The organism is Streptomyces sp. NPDC057302, from assembly GCF_042667685.1.
Taxonomy (GTDB): Bacteria; Actinomycetota; Actinomycetes; order Streptomycetales; family Streptomycetaceae; genus Streptomyces.
Window position 1 is genome coordinate 28,648 of sequence record NZ_JBHUZJ010000024.1, and the last position, 15,605, is coordinate 44,252.

The window sequence follows — 15,605 nt, forward strand, 5'->3', positions numbered from 1 at the left end:
AACACGCAAAACCCAATATGTAACGCGGAGTTGATGAGCGCAAGGGGAGAGGGAATGCCGGACCGGACGGAGCACGAGGGGCAGGCGACGGGGGGACGCGGGGGAGGGCAGCACGCCGGTGCCGGGGACCTGCTCCACCTGGTGCGCAGCGGGCGGGCCACCACGCGCGGCGCCCTCCAGGAGGCCACCGGACTCTCCCGGGCCACCGTGGGCCAGCGCCTCGACCGGCTGTTCCGCGCGGGCTGGCTGCGGGAGGGCGTCGGAGGCGCCCCAGGCAGGGCAGGCTCGCCGCTCGGCGGGCGCCCGGCCGTCCGCCTGGAGTTTGACGACGCCCACGCCGTCGTCCTCGCAGCCGACCTGGAGACCCGGCACGCCCGCACCGCCCTGCTCGGCCTCACCGGCGAGATCATCGCCGAGCACGCGGGCCCCCTGGCGATCGAGGACGGCCCGCAGGCGGTCCTCGGCGAACTGGGCGTGCGCTTCGCCGAGCTGCTGCGCAAGGCCGGCCGCGCCCCCGATGCGGTCTGCGGCATCGGGCTCGCGGTGCCGGGCCCCGTGGACAGCGAGACGGGCCGCGTCGTCCAGCCGCCGATCATGCCGGGCTGGGACGGCTACGACATAAGAGGCCGTCTGCGCCGCGCCTTCGCCGAGCAGACGGGCGGCCCGGCCCGCATCCCGGTCCTGGTCGACAACGACGCGAACCTCATGGCGTACGGCGAACAGCGCGCGTCCTACCCGCAGTGCGCGGCCTTCGCCCTGGTCAAGGTCTCCACCGGCATCGGCGCGGGCGTCGTGGTCGACGGCGCGGTCTACCGGGGCATCGACGGCGGCGCGGGGGACATCGGCCACATCAGGGTGCCGGAGGGCGCGGGCGCCCTGTGCAAGTGCGGTTCCTACGGCTGCCTCGCCGCCGTGGCCAGCGGCCGTGCGGTGGCCCGCGGACTGACGGAGGCGGGCGTCCCGGCCGCCTCGGGGGCGGACGTGCGCCGGCTCCTGGAGGCGGGCAACCCTGAGGCGGTGGGTTTCGCGCGTGAGGCGGGGCGGCACGTCGGCGAGGTTCTCGCCACGGTCGTCACGCTCCTGAACCCGGGCGTTCTCATGATCGCCGGAGATCTGGCCGGAACACCGTTCCTCACCGGTGTGCGCGAACTGCTCTACCAGCGGGCCCTGCCCCGCTCCACCGCTCATCTGGAGGTCGTCACCTCGCGCCTCGGTGAGCGCGCGGCCCTCGTAGGTGCGGGAACGCTCGTGGTGGAGCACTTGTACGCCCCGAAGCGGGTGGAGGAGCGGCTGGCCGCGCTCGGCGTGTGACGGGCGCGGGACCGTCTCGGCACGCGTCCGGATACTGACATCGGGCGGCCTCAAACGGCGTGATTCTCGCCACCCCTGATAGGCCTTGCGCTCAGATGAGCGGTTCCGGGGCGGCTGCACTTCTCCAAGGGGTGGCACTCAGTGCCACTGCTCGATCATTCATGAGGTGAACTCACATCTGAGTATTGGCCGCTCATTCGAGCGAAACACCGGGTCTACAGGAGTCATGCGTTCAGTATTTGAACGCATGACCTCTTGTCGAGCTACCGCCGAGTTACTTTCGATCTACTGGCGGACGGGTGGTTACAGCCGTATGACGCACAAGTGGACGTACCCAGGCGCCTTCGATCTGGGTATGTTCCTCGCCGTCAGGGCAGCCACCGAGTCCTCGAGGAGTCGAGACCCGTGTCGGAAAACAAAGATCCCCACGTAGCGCAGAGCGATGCGAGCGACAGCGATGCGAGCGATGCGGCCGTGAAGTTCGTCTATGACTTCACCGAGGGCAACAGGAACCTCAAGGACCTTCTCGGCGGGAAGGGCGCGAACCTCGCCGAGATGACCAACCTCGGGCTGCCCGTCCCTCCGGGCTTCACGATCACCACAGAGGCCTGCAAGACCTACCTCGCCAGCGGCGAGGAGCCGGTCGAGCTGCGCGACGAGGTCAGTGCGCACCTCGACGCCCTCGAGAAGGAGATGGGCAAGAAGCTCGGTCAGGCCAACGACCCGCTGCTCGTCTCGGTCCGCTCGGGCGCCAAGTTCTCGATGCCCGGAATGATGGACACCGTCCTGAACATCGGGCTCTCCGACAAGTCGGTGACGGGCCTGGCCAAGCAGTCCGGCGACGACCGCTTCGCGTGGGACTCCTACCGCCGCCTCATCCAGATGTTCGGCAAGACCGTCATGGACGTCGACGGCGAGCTCTTCGAGGACGCCCTGGAGGCGGCCAAGGCGGCGAAGAAGGTCGTGGTCGACACCGACCTCGAGGCCGCCGACCTGAAGAAGCTGGTCACCAAGTTCAAGAAGATCGTCAAGACCGAGGCCGGGCGCGACTTCCCGCAGGACCCGCGCGAGCAGATGGACCTCGCGATCCGCTCGGTCTTCGAGTCGTGGAACACCGACCGCGCCAAGCTCTACCGCCGCCAGGAGCGCATCCCCGGCGACCTGGGCACCGCGGTCAACATCTGCTCGATGGTCTTCGGCAACCTCGGCCCGGACTCCGGCACGGGCGTCGCGTTCACCCGCGACCCGGCCAGCGGCCACCAGGGCGTGTACGGCGACTACCTGACGAACGCCCAGGGCGAGGACGTGGTGGCGGGCATCCGCAACACCGTCGCGCTCGCCGATCTGGAGCAGATCGACAAGAAGTCGTACGACCAGCTCATGCAGATCATGGAGACCCTCGAAACGCACTACAAGGACCTGTGCGACATCGAGTTCACCATCGAGCGCGGCCAGCTGTGGATGCTCCAGACCCGCGTCGGCAAGCGCACCGCCGGTGCCGCCTTCCGCATCGCGACGCAGCTCGTCGACCAGGGCCTGATCGACGAGGCCGAGGCGCTGCAGCGCGTCAACGGCGCCCAGCTCGCGCAGCTGATGTTCCCGCGCTTCGACGAGGACGCGAAGGTCGAGCAGCTGGGCCGCGGCATCGCCGCGTCACCCGGTGCCGCCGTCGGCAAGGCGGTCTTCGACTCGTACACCGCCATCAAGTGGTCGCGTTCGGGCGAGAAGGTCATCCTCATCCGCCGCGAGACCAACCCCGACGACCTCGACGGCATGATCGCCTGCGAGGGCATCCTGACCTCGCGCGGCGGCAAGACCTCGCACGCGGCCGTCGTCGCCCGCGGCATGGGCAAGACGTGCGTCTGCGGCGCCGAGGACCTGGAGGTCGACACCAAGCGGCGCCGCATGACGGTGGGCGGCACCGTCGTCGAGGAGGGCGACGTCGTCTCCATCGACGGCTCCACGGGCAAGGTGTACCTGGGCGAGGTGCCCGTGGTCCCCTCACCGGTCGTCGAGTACTTCGAGGGCCGGATGCACGCGGGCGCCGACGACGCCGACGAACTGGTCGGCGCCGTGCACCGGATCATGGCGTACGCGGACCGGGTGCGCCGCCTGCGGGTCCGCGCCAACGCCGACAACGCCGAGGACGCCCTGCGCGCCCGCCGCTTCGGAGCCCAGGGCATCGGCCTGTGCCGCACCGAGCACATGTTCCTCGGTGAGCGCCGCGAGATGGTCGAGCGGCTGATCCTCGCCGACGCGGACGAGGCGCGCGAAGAGGCCCTCAAGGAGCTTCTCCCGCTCCAGAAGCGCGACTTCGTGGAGCTCTTCGAGGCGATGGACGGCCTCCCGGTGACGGTCCGCCTCCTGGACCCGCCGCTGCACGAGTTCCTCCCGGACATCACGGAGCTCTCGGTCCGCGTCGCCCTCGCCGAGTCCCGCAAGGACGCGAACGAGAACGACCTGCGCCTGCTCCAGGCCGTGCACCGCCTGCACGAGCAGAACCCGATGCTGGGCCTGCGAGGCGTACGTCTGGGCCTCGTGATCCCCGGCCTGTTCACCATGCAGGTACGGGCGATCGCCGAGGCCGCGGCCGAGCGCAAGAACGCCAAGGGCGACCCGCGCGCGGAGATCATGATTCCGCTCGTCGGTACGGTCCAGGAGCTGGAGATCGTCCGCGAGGAGGCCGAGCAGGTCATCGCGGAGGTGGAGGCGACGACGGGCATCACGCTGAAGCTGGCGCTCGGCACCATGATCGAGCTGCCGCGTGCCGCGCTCACGGCGGACCAGATCGCGGAGGCCGCCGAGTTCTTCTCCTTCGGCACGAACGACCTCACGCAGACGGTCTGGGGCTTCTCGCGCGACGACGTGGAGGCTTCGTTCTTCACCGCGTACCTGGAGAAGGGCATCTTCGGGGTCTCCCCCTTCGAGACCATCGACAAGGACGGCGTCGGCAAGCTGGTCAAGGACGCGGTCAAGGCCGGCCGCGCCACCCGCCCCGACCTGAAGCTCGGCGTCTGCGGCGAACACGGCGGCGACCCGGAGTCCGTCCACTTCTTCCACGAGGTCGGCCTGGACTACGTCTCCTGCTCCCCGTTCCGGATCCCGGTGGCCCGCCTGGAGGCAGGCCGCGCGGCGTCCGACTCGGCGGGCAGCGACCACCGGTAGGTCCCTCCAGGGCCACCGGTAGAACTCCGGGGTCGTCGCCGTGTCCCCGACCCTCACCGATGCGGCGACGACTCCGGTTCACCACGAAGGGGCAGCATCCTGTGCGGGGATGCTGCCCCTTCGGTCGTTCTCTGCGGAGACTGCCGAGATGTACCCCTCGGTGCGCGTGTTCTCCTCGGTCCGTTTCTGTTGGTTCCCTTGTGGTGGTGGGGAGTTGAGTGGTGTAGTCCACTGCCATGACGAACCTCTCCCGTCGCACTCTCATCGCCGCGACAGCTGTCGCGGGAGCCGCCGTCGCCCTGCCGTTGCGGCCGGCCCTCGCCCAGGCGGCGGCCCGCGGCAATCCGCGCCCCGCCGTCATCCCCGCCCTCCAGGAGTGGCAGGGCGGTGACGGTGCCTACCGGCTGGGGTCGGGTTCGCGGGTCGTCGTGCCGGTGCAGGATGCGCGGCAACTGCTGCCGCTGGCTCGGCAGTTGACTCGTGACATCGCCGACGTGACCGGCCTCGCGATCGCCCCGGCCCGTACCACCCGGCGCTCGCGGGCCGGTGACGGTGAGATCCTGCTGCGGCTCGATCCGGCGGCCCGGCACACCAAGGGCGGGCAGCTCTACGCTCGCGAGGGGTATGAGTTCCGGGTCACGGGTGGCGCCGTCACCATTACCGCGCCCGCCTACAGCGGTGTCTACTACGGGACTCGCTCTCTCCTTCAGATTCTGCTGCACGACGAGCTGCGGTCCCACGTACCCGTCGGCACCGCGCAGGACTGGCCCAACTACCGGCTTCGCGGCTTCATGCTGGACGTCGGGCGGCGGTTCTTCACGCCCGGGTTCGTGCGGGACTACCTCCGGGTCATGGGGTGGTTCAAGCTCAACGATCTGCAACTCCATCTCAATGACAATGAGATCAAGGCTCCGGGCGGCGACTGGAGCAAGGCCTATGACGCCTTCCGGCTGCGCAGTGACGCCCCTGAGTGGGAAGGGCTCGCGGCGCCCGACGGGTCGTACTCCCGTGCCGACTGGGACTCCTTCGAGGACACCGCCGCCCTGCACGCCGTCCAGCTCACCCCCGAGATCGACGCCCCGGCGCACTCACGCTCCTTCGTACGCTTCCGGCCCTCCCTCGGGCTCGACGGCGGCAACTCCGATCACCTCGACCTCGCCAAGCCCGAGACGACGGCCTTCATGAAGGAGGTCTTCGAGGAGTTCGTGCCGTGGTTCCGGAGTCCCGAGGTGCACTACGGCGCCGATGAGTACACCGGGCCCGAGAAGCAGTACCGGGCCTACTTCAACGACATGGCCGAGCATGTGCGCTCCCTCGGCAAGCATCCGCGCGCCTGGGGGAGCCTGACCGAGATGGCCGGTTCGGCCGCCGGGTACGACCGGGACGTCACCGTCCACAGCTGGAACAACGGCTGGTACGGGCCGCAGGCCGCCAAGGCCGACGGGTACGAGATCGTCAACACCAACGACGGGCTGCTGTACGTCGTCCCGTTCGCCGACTACTACCACGGGCATGGGCTCGATGGTCGCTATCTGTACGACAGTTGGGAGCCGCACGTCTTTCCGGGGAAGGAAAGTCTCGCTCCCGGCGATCCCGCCCTGCGCGGTGCCATGTCCGCCGTCTGGAACGACCTCGTCCACGCCACCTACACCCAGCAGGACGTCCACGGGCTCATCGAGAAGACATACGGAACACTCGCCCAGAAGATGTGGAGCGGCGCCGGGCAGGGCCTGGCGTACGGGGAGTTCACCGCGCTGCTGCGGCGCGGCTCGCTGGGCCCCGGCCTCACGACGGTCACTCCCACCCTCGCCGAACCCGACCAGCTCGCCTTCGGCGCTCCCGCCACCGCGTCCTCCGGCGCGCACCCCTCGTACGCATCCGACGGCAACCCCGTCACCGCCTGGATTAGCGGCCTCGAACGGGGCGGGCCCTGGCTGCGGGTCGACCTCGGGGAAGTGCGTGATGTGGCGCGGGTGCGGCTCGACTGGGGGACTGAGCACGGCAGTTCGTACGACATTGAAGTGACCGTGGATGAGGGGGGTGGGGGTGGGTGGCGGAGAGTCGCGTCACGCCGTGGGCTCGATCAACCCGGTTGGGACGAGCTGGAGTTCGCTGCCACGAAGGCGCGGTACGTGCGGGTGCGCGGGCGGGAGAGTGGCCGCGCCCGGTGGATGGTGTGGTCGGTGCAGGTTTTCGACATTCCCGATCTGGCGCGGGGGCGCAAGGTGACTGCCTCGTCGGCCGAGACGCCGTCCCTGGGGGCCGAGAACGCCGTGGACGGCGATCCGTCCACCCGGTGGGCCTCCCAGTACACCGACGGTGAGTGGATCACCGTCGACCTGGGGGAGGAGAGGGCCGTGCGCCGCGTCGTCCTCGACTGGGAGGAGGCCGCCGGGCGCGACTACGACCTCCAGGTCTCGAAGGACGGCGGCTCTTCGGGGTGGCGGACCGTGGCCGAGCGGCGGGGGCGGACGACTGCGGGCGTCGACTCCATCGAGGTCGATGCGGCGGAGGGCGGTGCCGTGCGGTACGTACGTATGCAAGGGGTGAAGCGGCAGACGTCGTACGGGTATTCGCTCTATCGGTTCGAGGTGCGCGGCTGAGGACCCTCCTCCTGGGCTGGGGCTCAGGATTCCAGGAGGGTCTTCAGGTCGGCCAGGCGTTCTCGCCAGAACACCTTGTACGCCGCCACCTCCGCCGCGTCCCGCAGCTTCTCGTGGCCGACGCCCACCACCGTCTTCTCCGGGCCCTTGACCGTGAGGGTCACGGAGATGCGGGTGGTGGCGCCGGGCGTGTCCTGGGAGGTCGTGTTCTTGAAGTCCGCCGTCACCGATTTTGCGGGGCGGTGCGTGCGGAGGGTGAAGTCGACCTCGGGGAGCCAGCAGTGGCGTACGTCGTCGTCCGCGAACGCCTCGATGACCCGGGCCGGTGACGCGGTGATCGTCTTGCTGCCGCTGGTGCGCCACTGACCCGTACTGCTCTGGCCGACCTCGCGCAGGCCCCGCTCCTGTTCGTAGCCGACGGCCACGGACTGGGCGTACCAGCCGTCGACACCGTGGTCTTCGCGGACGTGGCGGGCGATCGCGGTGTGGTCGCGGGAAGTGGCGCCCCAGGAGTCGAGCGCCTCGAACCACTGCGGCCAGTCCTTGCCGGTCGCCTCGCGCAGGGCTTCGGACGACAGCTTCTCGGTGATCTTCTTGCCCGCGCCTCGGGTGCTCCCGCTGCTCCCGCTGCTTCCGCTGTTTCCGCTGCTCGCGCTCATGGCGCCGACGCTAGGACCGGCCCCGCCCCGCCGCAAGGCGGAACCGCAGTCGGCAGATGACCGCGTCCGTGTCCCGGCCTCATTGACGTGGCTCTTTGACGTGGCTCTTTGACGTGGGGCGTCAGTCGGCGTCAGCGGTACGTCAAAGGGGGCGGGGGAAGAGTATGCGGGCCGTCAATGTCGCTGACTCGGCGTGCAGTCCGTCTTACGGTGCCGCACATGCGACATGACAGGGGCGGGGGCGGGGACGGTGTCGTGGCCGACCGGCGCTGGGCGGCCGATGTGCGGGCCGCCGTCTTCTGCTCCCTCGCGCTCTTCGTGCTGATCGTCTTCATCGACTGGGCGAACGGCACGCTGGGCGTGGTGCGGGGTGGGCTGTGGGTGGGGCTCTCGGGGCTGCTCTACCTGATCCTGCACCCGGTGCGGGTGACGGCGGGGCCGGGGTGGCTCGCCGTGCGGGGCCTGCTGCGCCACCGGCACGTCTGTACGGGGCTGCTGACCGCCGTACGGCGGAGTGGCGAGGGGGTCGCGGCGCGGCTCGTGCTGTGCGACTCCCTCGGGAATCGGGTGCAGGTGGACTGCCAGGTGCTCGCGGAGAATCCGCTGTTGCTGCATCGGCTGGACGCGGGGGCGCGGGATGCGCGGGAACGGGGGTTGCTGCGGACCGGGGGTGAGGTTCTTGCGGGGCTCTCGGCTCGTATCGACGGGGAGGGGGCGAAGGGGGTCTTTGAGGTGTCGGGGTTGCGGTAGGGGGGGGGCGGGGTTGGGGGCCTTGGGGCCCTGCGGGGCTTTCCCCAACCCCGCCCCTTCCCGAAAACTCGCTCCGGCGCGAGGGCCTTGGTTGCCGTCGTTCACCGGCTTCGCCGAGCTCGTCCTCAATCGCCGGACGGGCTGGAACCCGAGTACCGCACCCCCGTAAGCCCCTCCGAAGCCGCCCAAAGCCGCTGCGCCACCGCATCGTTCAGCGTCCACTTCGCCCGCCAAGACTTTCCCGGCGCACCCTGCCATCCCAGAACCCGCGGCCCGGTGAACGAATCCGGGCGGACGCCCCGCGCCGTCGCCGCGTACAGCGATGGCAGCGCGCCCGCCGCCGCGGGCTGGGCCAATGCGCGGTTGCCCAGCCACATCACGCGCTCGGCGATCCTGCGGCCCTCCATCTTGGGGCCTGCCGCCTGGAGATTCGTCTCCGCGTAACCGGGATGCGCCGCGGCCGCCACGACGTCGGAGCCGCTCGCCGCGAGGCGCCGTGCCAGCTCGTGGACGAACAGGAGGTTCGCCGTCTTCGAGCGGCCGTACGCGATCCAACGACGGTAGTTGCGCTCGCTGTTGAGGTCGTCGATATCGATGTTCCCCAGCGCGTGGAACGCGCTGGACACCGTCACGATCCGAGCCCCCGGCGTCCGCAGGAGCCGGGGCAGCAGCAGCCCGGTGAGCGCGAAGTGCCCCAGGTGGTTGACGCCGAACTGCGACTCGAAGCCGTCCACCGTCTGCCGGTAGGGCAACGCCATCACGCCCGCGTTGTTGACGAGGAGATCGAGCCCGCCGCCGCCCGCCTCGTCACGGTCGTACGACTCCGCGAACTCCCGTACCGAACTTAGGTCCCCCAGGTCGAGCCGCCTGAACTCCACCTCGGCGGACGGGACTTCGGACAGCAGAAGTCCCAGCGCCCGCGTCCCCCGCTCCTCGCTGCGGCACGCAAGGATCACGCGCGCGCCACGGCGGGCGAGTTCGCGTGCGGTGACATAGCCGATGCCGCTGTTGGCGCCGGTGACCACGGCCGTACGGCCGCTCTGGTCGGGGATGTCGCTCGCGTTCCAGCCCGTCATGACACCGCTCCCTCTGCCTTCTGCTTGGGTGCACGCCTGTTCCTACCCGAGAGTAGGGGGTGCGGGCCCAGGACAGGGGAGTCAGGCCGCGGCGCCCCCGTCGATCACCAGGTCCGCGCCGACCACCGACGCCGATTCGTCCGACGCGAGGTAGAGCACGGCTGCCGCGACCTCCGCGGTCGTCGAGACCCGGCCGAGCGGCGTCGAGGTCTTCATGCGCTCCGTGCGCTCGTCCAGGCTCTCGCCCTGGCGCAGCGACATGCTGGTGTCGGAGGAGCCGGGGCTCACGGCGTTGATCCGCACTCCGTCCCCTATGTACTCGGCGGCGGCACCCTTGGTCAGCGCGGACACCGCCGCCTTGGTGGTGCCGTACCCGATGGTGCCCGGAAGGCTGATGTGGGCACCGAGCGTGGAGGAGATGTTGACGATCGCCCCGCCGCCCGGCTGCGTACGCATATGCTTCACCTCGGCCTGGAGGGCGAGCAGCACCCCCGTGACGTTGATGTCGAGCATCGTCCGCCAGTCCTCCTCCGGCAGCTCCGCGAGCGGCTGACCGGCGCGCAGGACGCCCGCGTTGTTGACGGCCACGTCCAGGGAGCCGAACCGCTCGACGGTGGCCTCGACCAGCGCCGCGAGCTCGGCGGAGCGCGAGACGTCGGCCGTGACGGCGACTGCCGTGCCGCCCGCCTCCTCGACGAGCCCCACGGTCTCCTTGAGCGGGCCTTCGGTGCGCCCGGCGACGACGACGTTCGCGCCCTCGGCGGCGAAGGCGAGCGCCATGGCGCGGCCGAGGCCGGAGCCGCCGCCGGTGACGAGGGCCGTGCGGCCGGCGAAGCGGGTGCGTGCTGCTGAAGGCATGACAGATCTCTTTTCTTGAACGATCGGTTCAGTATGAGGGTATGGGAAAAGGTCGAGGGTGCAGGGGGGGAGGCGGAGGTGCAGGGGGAGGTCGAGGTGGAGGTTTAGTCGAGCAGGCTCAGTGCCTGCTCCGTGGCGTCCCGCATCCGCGCCGGATCCTTCGACGCCTTGCCGACGACGCGCAGCCCCTGCATCAGGGTCAGCAGCATGCGGGCGAGGGCGAGCGGATCACGGTCCTCCGGCAGCTCGCCCTGTGCCTGGGCGCGCACGAGCGCGGAGTGCAGCAGCGTCTCCATGTGCTCCCAGCTGCGCTCGACGCAGCGGGCGGCCGACTCGTCGTGCGGCCCGAGCTCGGCCGCCGTGTTGGTGATGAAACAGCCGTTCAGGCGCGCTTCGTCGGTGGAGGCCTCGCCCCCGAAGCGGCGCACCACCGCGCGGACCGCGGGCAGTGCGGGGCCCGGCTGCGAGAGCTCGGCGAGCAGGCGCGGGTTCTGGAACTCGGCGTACCGGTCCAGTGCCTTCAGGTACAGCTCGTGCTTGTTGCCGAAGGTCGCGTAGATGCTGGCGCGTCCGATGCCGAGCTCCTCCACGAGGTCCGCCATCGACGTCGCCTCGTAGCCGCGCCGCCAGAACAGCTCTAGGGCCGACTGGAGCGCGGCGTCCGGATCGAATTCCTTGGTCCTGGCCACGAAGGAACAGTAAGCAATACTGGAACGGTCGGTCAAGTAGTTGGGGCGAATGGCGAGGGGGTCAGGCGAGACGTACGGCGTGTGTCTCCACCGTCACCGAATCGTCGTCCAGGCACCGCCCCGTCTCCAGGTCGAACCGCTGCTTCAGGAGCGGCGAGGCGACGAACGGCCGGCCGGACGCCGCGCCGAGCAGTCCGCGCGAGAGCACCGCCGCGCCCGTGAACGGGTCGCGGTTGTCGATCGCGTACGCGCGGCCCGCGCGGTCCATGAAGAGCGCGGCCTGACGGCCGTCGGGGAGCAGCGCGGCGATACCGCGGCCCGGCTGGAGGTGCGCGCGGTCACAGACCTCGAACCAGTCTTCATTCAGGCGGAGTTGAACGCTCATTTGGGTCGTCTGAGTCGTCTGAGTCGTCTGGGTCATCGGGATGCAGCACCTTCCAGGTCGCGGGGGCGGGAGCCGATGGTGAGGAGAGGCAGGTCCGGCTTGATCTGCTCCCGCTCGGGCACGAAGCTCACGGTCGGGTCGGGGACGTCGGGCGCGTTCACGAAGGACACGAATCGGGCGAGCCGCTCGGGGTCGTTGATGGTCTCGGTCCACTCGTCGCGGTAGTGCGCGACATGGTCGGCCATCAGGGCCTCCAGTTCGGCGCAGAGGCCGAGCGAGTCATGGACGACCACGTCGCGTACGTGGTCCAGGCCGCCCTCGATCCGCTCCAGCCAGGTCGACGTACGCTCCAGGCGGTCCGCCGTACGGATGTAGAACATCAGGAACCGGTCGATGAGCCGCACCAGTTCGGCGTCGGACAGATCCTGCGCGAGCAGGTCCGCGTGGCGCGGGGTCGCGCCGCCGTTGCCGCCCACGTACAAGTTCCAGCCGCTCGACGTGGCGATCACGCCGAAGTCCTTGGACTGGGCCTCCGCGCACTCGCGGGCGCAGCCGGAGACGGCCGACTTCAGCTTGTGCGGGGAGCGCAGGCCGCGGTAGCGCAGCTCCAGGTCGATCGCCATCCGGACCGAGTCCTGCACGCCGTAGCGGCACCAGGTCTGCCCGACGCACGACTTCACCGTCCGCAGCGACTTCCCGTACGCATGACCCGACTCGAAGCCTGCATCCACCAACCGGGTCCAGATCAAAGGCAGTTGCTCCACGCGCGCACCGAACATGTCGATGCGCTGACCGCCGGTGATCTTCGTGTAGAGCCCGAAGTCCCGTGCCACCTCGCCGATCACGATCAGCTTGTCCGGGGTGATCTCGCCGCCGGGGATGCGCGGCACGACCGAATAGGAGCCGTTCTTCTGGAGGTTGGCGAGGAAGTGGTCGTTGGTGTCCTGGAGGGAGGCCTGCTCGCCTTCGAGTACGTAGCCGTCGGCGCCGATCGTCGGCGCCAGCGAGGCGATGATCGAACCGACCGTCGGCTTGCACGTCTCGCAGCCCTCGCCGCCGCGCGCGGCATCGCGGCCGTGGGAGTCCAGGAGCTGCCGGTAGGAGGTGATGCCCAGGGTGCGCACGATCTCGTACAGCTCCTGGCGGGTCTGGCCGAAGCAGCCGCACAGTCCCTTGTCGACCTCGACGCCCGAAGCCTCCAGCTCGTCGTTGACGAGCATCCCGAGCACCTTCACACAACTGCCGCAGCCCGTACCGGCCTTGGTGCACTTCTTGACCTCGGGCACGGTGGTGCAGCTGTGCTCGGTGACGGCGCCGCGGATCGTGCCCTTGGTGACGTTGTGGCAGGAGCAGATGACCGCGGAGTCCGGCAGCGAGGACGGGCCGATCGACACCGGTCCGCCCGCGCCCGCGGGAAGGACCAGCTGCTCCGGCGAGACCGGCGGCACGCTCCCGGTCATCGGCCGCAGCACGCCGTACGCCTCCGCGTCGCCGACCAGGACACCACCGAGCAGCTCGCCGCCCGCGCCGATGACCAGCTTCTTGTACGTCCCCGAGCGCGAGTCGGAGTAGACGACGTCGAGGCAGTCGGGCGTCGCGCCGTGCGCGTCGCCGAAGGAGGCGACATCCACTCCCAGAAGCTTCAGCTTGGTCGACAGATCGGCGCCCGTGAAGCTCGACTCCTCCGCGGCGATCGCGGCGGCGACGGTCTCCGCCATCTCGTATCCGGGTGCGACGAGCCCGTAGACCCGGCCGTCCGACGCCTGGGCGCACTCGCCGATCGCGTACACGGAGGGGTCGCTGGTGCGGCACTGCTCGTCGACAGTGATACCGCCGCGCTCACCCACCGAAAGGCCGGTCTCGCGGGCGAGTTGATCGCGGGGCCGGACTCCCGCCGAGAACACCACCAGATCGGTGGCGAGTTCACTCCCGTCCGACAGCTTCATCCCGCTGACGGCACCTTCCGTGCCGACGATCTCCTGGGTGCCGACGCCCGTGTGCACGCTCAGGCCCATCCCCGTGATGGTGCGCAGGAGCGCCGCGCCGCCGCCCTCGTCGACCTGGACGGGCATCAGCCGCGGCGCGAACTCGACGACATGCGTGGCGAGTCCGAGCCCGCGCAACGCGCCCGCCGCTTCCAGGCCGAGCAGCCCGCCGCCGACGACGGCGCCGGTCGTGGCGTACGTCTTCGCGTACTCCTCGATGGCGAGCAGGTCCTCGATCGTGCGGTAGACGAAACAGCCGGTGATGTCCTTGCCGGGCACGGGCGGCACGAAGGGAAAGGAGCCGGTCGCGAGGACCAGGGTGTCGTAGACGAAGGTCTGCCCGGAGCGCGAGGTGACGGTCTTCGCGTCCCGGTCGACACTCTCGGCGGGATCACCGACGTACAGCTCGATCCCGTGCTGCTCGATGAACTCCGGGTCGGTGAGGGAGAGTTCGTCGGGCGTGCGGCCCGCGAAGTACGAGGTGAGCTGTACGCGGTCGTAGGCGGGCCGCGGCTCCTCGCACAGGACGACCACGCGGTGCGTGCCGGTGAGGCCTCGTGCGGCGATGGCCTCGAGGAAGCGCTGGCCGACCATGCCGTGCCCGACCAGCACGATGGTGTGGTCGCGCGCGCCGTGGCGGGGGGTGTCCGTGGGCATCTCAGAGGCCTCCGTCATAGGTGAGCAGGTGGAGCAGGGGGCTGCCGTCGGCGGGCAGCGGGTCGTCGGCCTCCCAGGCGCGGGCGAGCGCGCCGACTGCGGTGAGCTCGCCGAGCAGTACGCCGCCGACGAGCCGGTCGCCGCGCACGACGACCTTGCGGTACGTGCCACGGGTGGCGTCCGCGAGCTGGACGACGTCGTCGTCGTGCCGGTGCTCGGGGTCGCCGAAGGCCGCCAGGTCCAGGGGTGCGGAGCCGGGGCGTCCGTTGTGCAGGGTGAGGCGGGTGAGGGCGCGGGTGCCGGAGTAGGGGCGGGCATCGCGCGGGGAGAGCAGGGAGTCCGCGAGGGCGTCGGCCTGTTCGAGCGCGGGGGCCGCCAGGCAGCGGGCCTCGCCGGAGTGCTCGGCGCAGTCGCCGATGGCGCGGATGTGCGGGTCGGAGGTGCGCAGCTCGTCGTCGACGACGATGCCGCGGCGTACGTCGAGGCCCGCGGCCTGCGCGAGGCCCGTGCGGGGGCGGACGCCGCAGGCGAGGACGGTGAGGTCGGTGCCGAGGACGTACCCGTCGGCCAGCTCGACCGACCGTACGGCTCCGTCGGCCTGGCGCACGCCGCGCACCCGGCACTCGGTGTGCACTTCCACCCCGAGCTCGGTGAGATGCCGTTGGACCAGGGCGCTGGCGGCCGGGTCGAGCTGCCGCTCCATGAGGCGGTCGCCCTGCTGGGTGAGGACTACCTGGGCGCCGCGGACGGCGAGCGCGCGGGCGGCCGATACGCCGAGGAGGCCGCCGCCGATGACGACGGCGCGGGTACCTGTCCCTTTCCCTTTCCCTTTCCCTGTTCCTGTTCCTGCCCCCACGGCCTCGGACAGGGCGAGGCAGTCGTCCATGGTCCGGAACGCGTGCACGCCGCGCGGGAGCTCGGTGGCACCGGGCTCGAAGAGGCCGCGGAGGGGCGGGAGGACGGGATTCGATCCGGTGGCGAGTACGAGGGTTCCGTACGGGACGACGCTGCCGTCCGCGCAGTGCACGATCCGGTCCGCGGGGTCCACGCGGACGGCGCGGGTGCGGAGGTACTCGCCGGGGGCGTGGGGGAGGCCGATGACGTCCGGACCGAGGCGTCCGGAGAGGACGTCGGCGAGGAGCACGCGGTTGTACGGTGCGTGCGGTTCATCTCCGATGAGGAGGGCGTTGGTGCCGGTGCCGGTGCCGGTGCCGGTGGCTGTGCTGGGCCCGAGCCGCTGGGCGAGGCGGGCGCCGGCCAGTCCGGCGCCGATCACCACTACGCGGGTCGAATAGGTCATGTACGGCAGAGTGCGGGGGCGGTGTTACCCGTCGGGATCCTGACTGTTTCCCGGTGGCAACGCTGCCCTCAGCGGGCGCCGGGGCGGGATGTGAGGGTGCCCCCCGCCGGCCCGCTCGCCCGGCATCCGACCGTGGCCGAACGGGCCTCTCCCGCCCACCCGCCCGT

At 70.5% G+C, this 15,605-nt stretch carries 11 protein-coding genes; 4 read left to right on the plus strand and 7 right to left on the minus strand.

Annotated elements, in window-relative coordinates; all coding sequences use genetic code 11:
* The first annotated feature begins 54 nt into the window (after positions 1-54).
* The 3 genes from ACFUPX_RS18910 (at position 55) to ACFUPX_RS18920 (ending at position 7,079) form a co-directional block, all read left to right on the plus strand.
* Positions 55-1,311, plus strand: coding sequence for an ROK family protein (locus ACFUPX_RS18910; protein ID WP_383323266.1), 1,257 nt, complete (start codon positions 55-57; stop codon positions 1,309-1,311).
* Positions 1,312-1,716: 405 nt separating this feature from the next.
* Positions 1,717-4,476 carry a pyruvate, phosphate dikinase gene (gene ppdK / locus ACFUPX_RS18915; RefSeq protein ID WP_383323268.1) on the plus strand — a complete coding sequence of 920 codons (2,760 nt, stop codon included), beginning with the start codon at positions 1,717-1,719 and terminating at the stop codon, positions 4,474-4,476.
* Between the two features lie 236 nt (positions 4,477-4,712).
* Entirely contained in the window at positions 4,713-7,079 is a 2,367-nt protein-coding gene (locus tag ACFUPX_RS18920; RefSeq protein WP_383323271.1) for a discoidin domain-containing protein, read from the plus strand.
* Between the two features lie 23 nt (positions 7,080-7,102).
* Here the strand turns inward: ACFUPX_RS18920 and ACFUPX_RS18925 are convergent, their stop codons facing one another.
* The gene (locus ACFUPX_RS18925) at positions 7,103-7,738 is read right to left on the minus strand and encodes a hypothetical protein (protein WP_383323274.1); all 636 of its coding nucleotides are present in this window, start codon (positions 7,736-7,738) and stop codon (positions 7,103-7,105) included.
* 219 nt (positions 7,739-7,957) lie between these two features.
* On the opposite strand from ACFUPX_RS18925, the gene ACFUPX_RS18930 reads away from it, so the two are divergent.
* The gene (locus ACFUPX_RS18930) at positions 7,958-8,488 is read left to right on the plus strand and encodes a hypothetical protein (RefSeq protein ID WP_383323277.1); all 531 of its coding nucleotides are present in this window, start codon (positions 7,958-7,960) and stop codon (positions 8,486-8,488) included.
* Between the two features lie 125 nt (positions 8,489-8,613).
* On the opposite strand, the gene ACFUPX_RS18935 is transcribed toward ACFUPX_RS18930, so the two are convergent.
* The 6 genes from ACFUPX_RS18935 to ACFUPX_RS18960 all read right to left on the minus strand — a co-directional run bounded on the left by ACFUPX_RS18935 (position 8,614) and on the right by ACFUPX_RS18960 (position 15,438).
* Positions 8,614-9,564 carry an oxidoreductase gene (locus ACFUPX_RS18935; protein ID WP_383323280.1) on the minus strand — a complete coding sequence of 317 codons (951 nt, stop codon included), beginning with the start codon at positions 9,562-9,564 and terminating at the stop codon, positions 8,614-8,616.
* An 81-nt stretch (positions 9,565-9,645) separates the two neighbouring features.
* Positions 9,646-10,422: an SDR family NAD(P)-dependent oxidoreductase gene (locus tag ACFUPX_RS18940; protein ID WP_383323283.1), complete on the minus strand. Its 777-nt coding sequence runs from the start codon at positions 10,420-10,422 to the stop codon at positions 9,646-9,648.
* A gap of 104 nt (positions 10,423-10,526) precedes the next feature.
* The gene (locus tag ACFUPX_RS18945; RefSeq protein WP_383323286.1) at positions 10,527-11,111 is read right to left on the minus strand and encodes a TetR/AcrR family transcriptional regulator; all 585 of its coding nucleotides are present in this window, start codon (positions 11,109-11,111) and stop codon (positions 10,527-10,529) included.
* Positions 11,112-11,172: 61 nt separating this feature from the next.
* Positions 11,173-11,496 (minus strand): nitrite reductase small subunit NirD, encoded by a 324-nt coding sequence (gene nirD / locus ACFUPX_RS18950; protein ID WP_383323289.1) that lies wholly within the window; start codon positions 11,494-11,496, stop codon positions 11,173-11,175.
* Positions 11,497-11,528: 32 nt separating this feature from the next.
* Entirely contained in the window at positions 11,529-14,138 is a 2,610-nt protein-coding gene (gene nirB / locus ACFUPX_RS18955) for a nitrite reductase large subunit NirB (protein ID WP_383323292.1), read from the minus strand.
* Between the two features lies 1 nt (position 14,139).
* On the minus strand, positions 14,140-15,438 hold the full coding sequence (locus ACFUPX_RS18960) for an NAD(P)/FAD-dependent oxidoreductase (RefSeq protein WP_383323295.1): 1,299 nt from the start codon (positions 15,436-15,438) through the stop codon (positions 14,140-14,142).
* Positions 15,439-15,605: the final 167 nt, after the last annotated feature.

Coding starts and splice junctions, on each gene's coding strand:
- ACFUPX_RS18935 (WP_383323280.1), bottom strand. CDS start 9,564: ATGACGGGCTGGAACGCGAGCGACATCCCCGACCAGAGCGGCCGTACG.
- nirB (WP_383323292.1), bottom strand. CDS start 14,138: ATGCCCACGGACACCCCCCGCCACGGCGCGCGCGACCACACCATCGTG.
- ACFUPX_RS18925 (WP_383323274.1), bottom strand. CDS start 7,738: ATGAGCGCGAGCAGCGGAAACAGCGGAAGCAGCGGGAGCAGCGGGAGC.
- ACFUPX_RS18930 (WP_383323277.1), top strand. CDS start 7,958: ATGCGACATGACAGGGGCGGGGGCGGGGACGGTGTCGTGGCCGACCGG.
- nirD (WP_383323289.1), bottom strand. CDS start 11,496: ATGAGCGTTCAACTCCGCCTGAATGAAGACTGGTTCGAGGTCTGTGAC.
- ACFUPX_RS18940 (WP_383323283.1), bottom strand. CDS start 10,422: ATGCCTTCAGCAGCACGCACCCGCTTCGCCGGCCGCACGGCCCTCGTC.
- ACFUPX_RS18920 (WP_383323271.1), top strand. CDS start 4,713: ATGACGAACCTCTCCCGTCGCACTCTCATCGCCGCGACAGCTGTCGCG.
- ACFUPX_RS18960 (WP_383323295.1), bottom strand. CDS start 15,438: ATGACCTATTCGACCCGCGTAGTGGTGATCGGCGCCGGACTGGCCGGC.
- ACFUPX_RS18910 (WP_383323266.1), top strand. CDS start 55: ATGCCGGACCGGACGGAGCACGAGGGGCAGGCGACGGGGGGACGCGGG.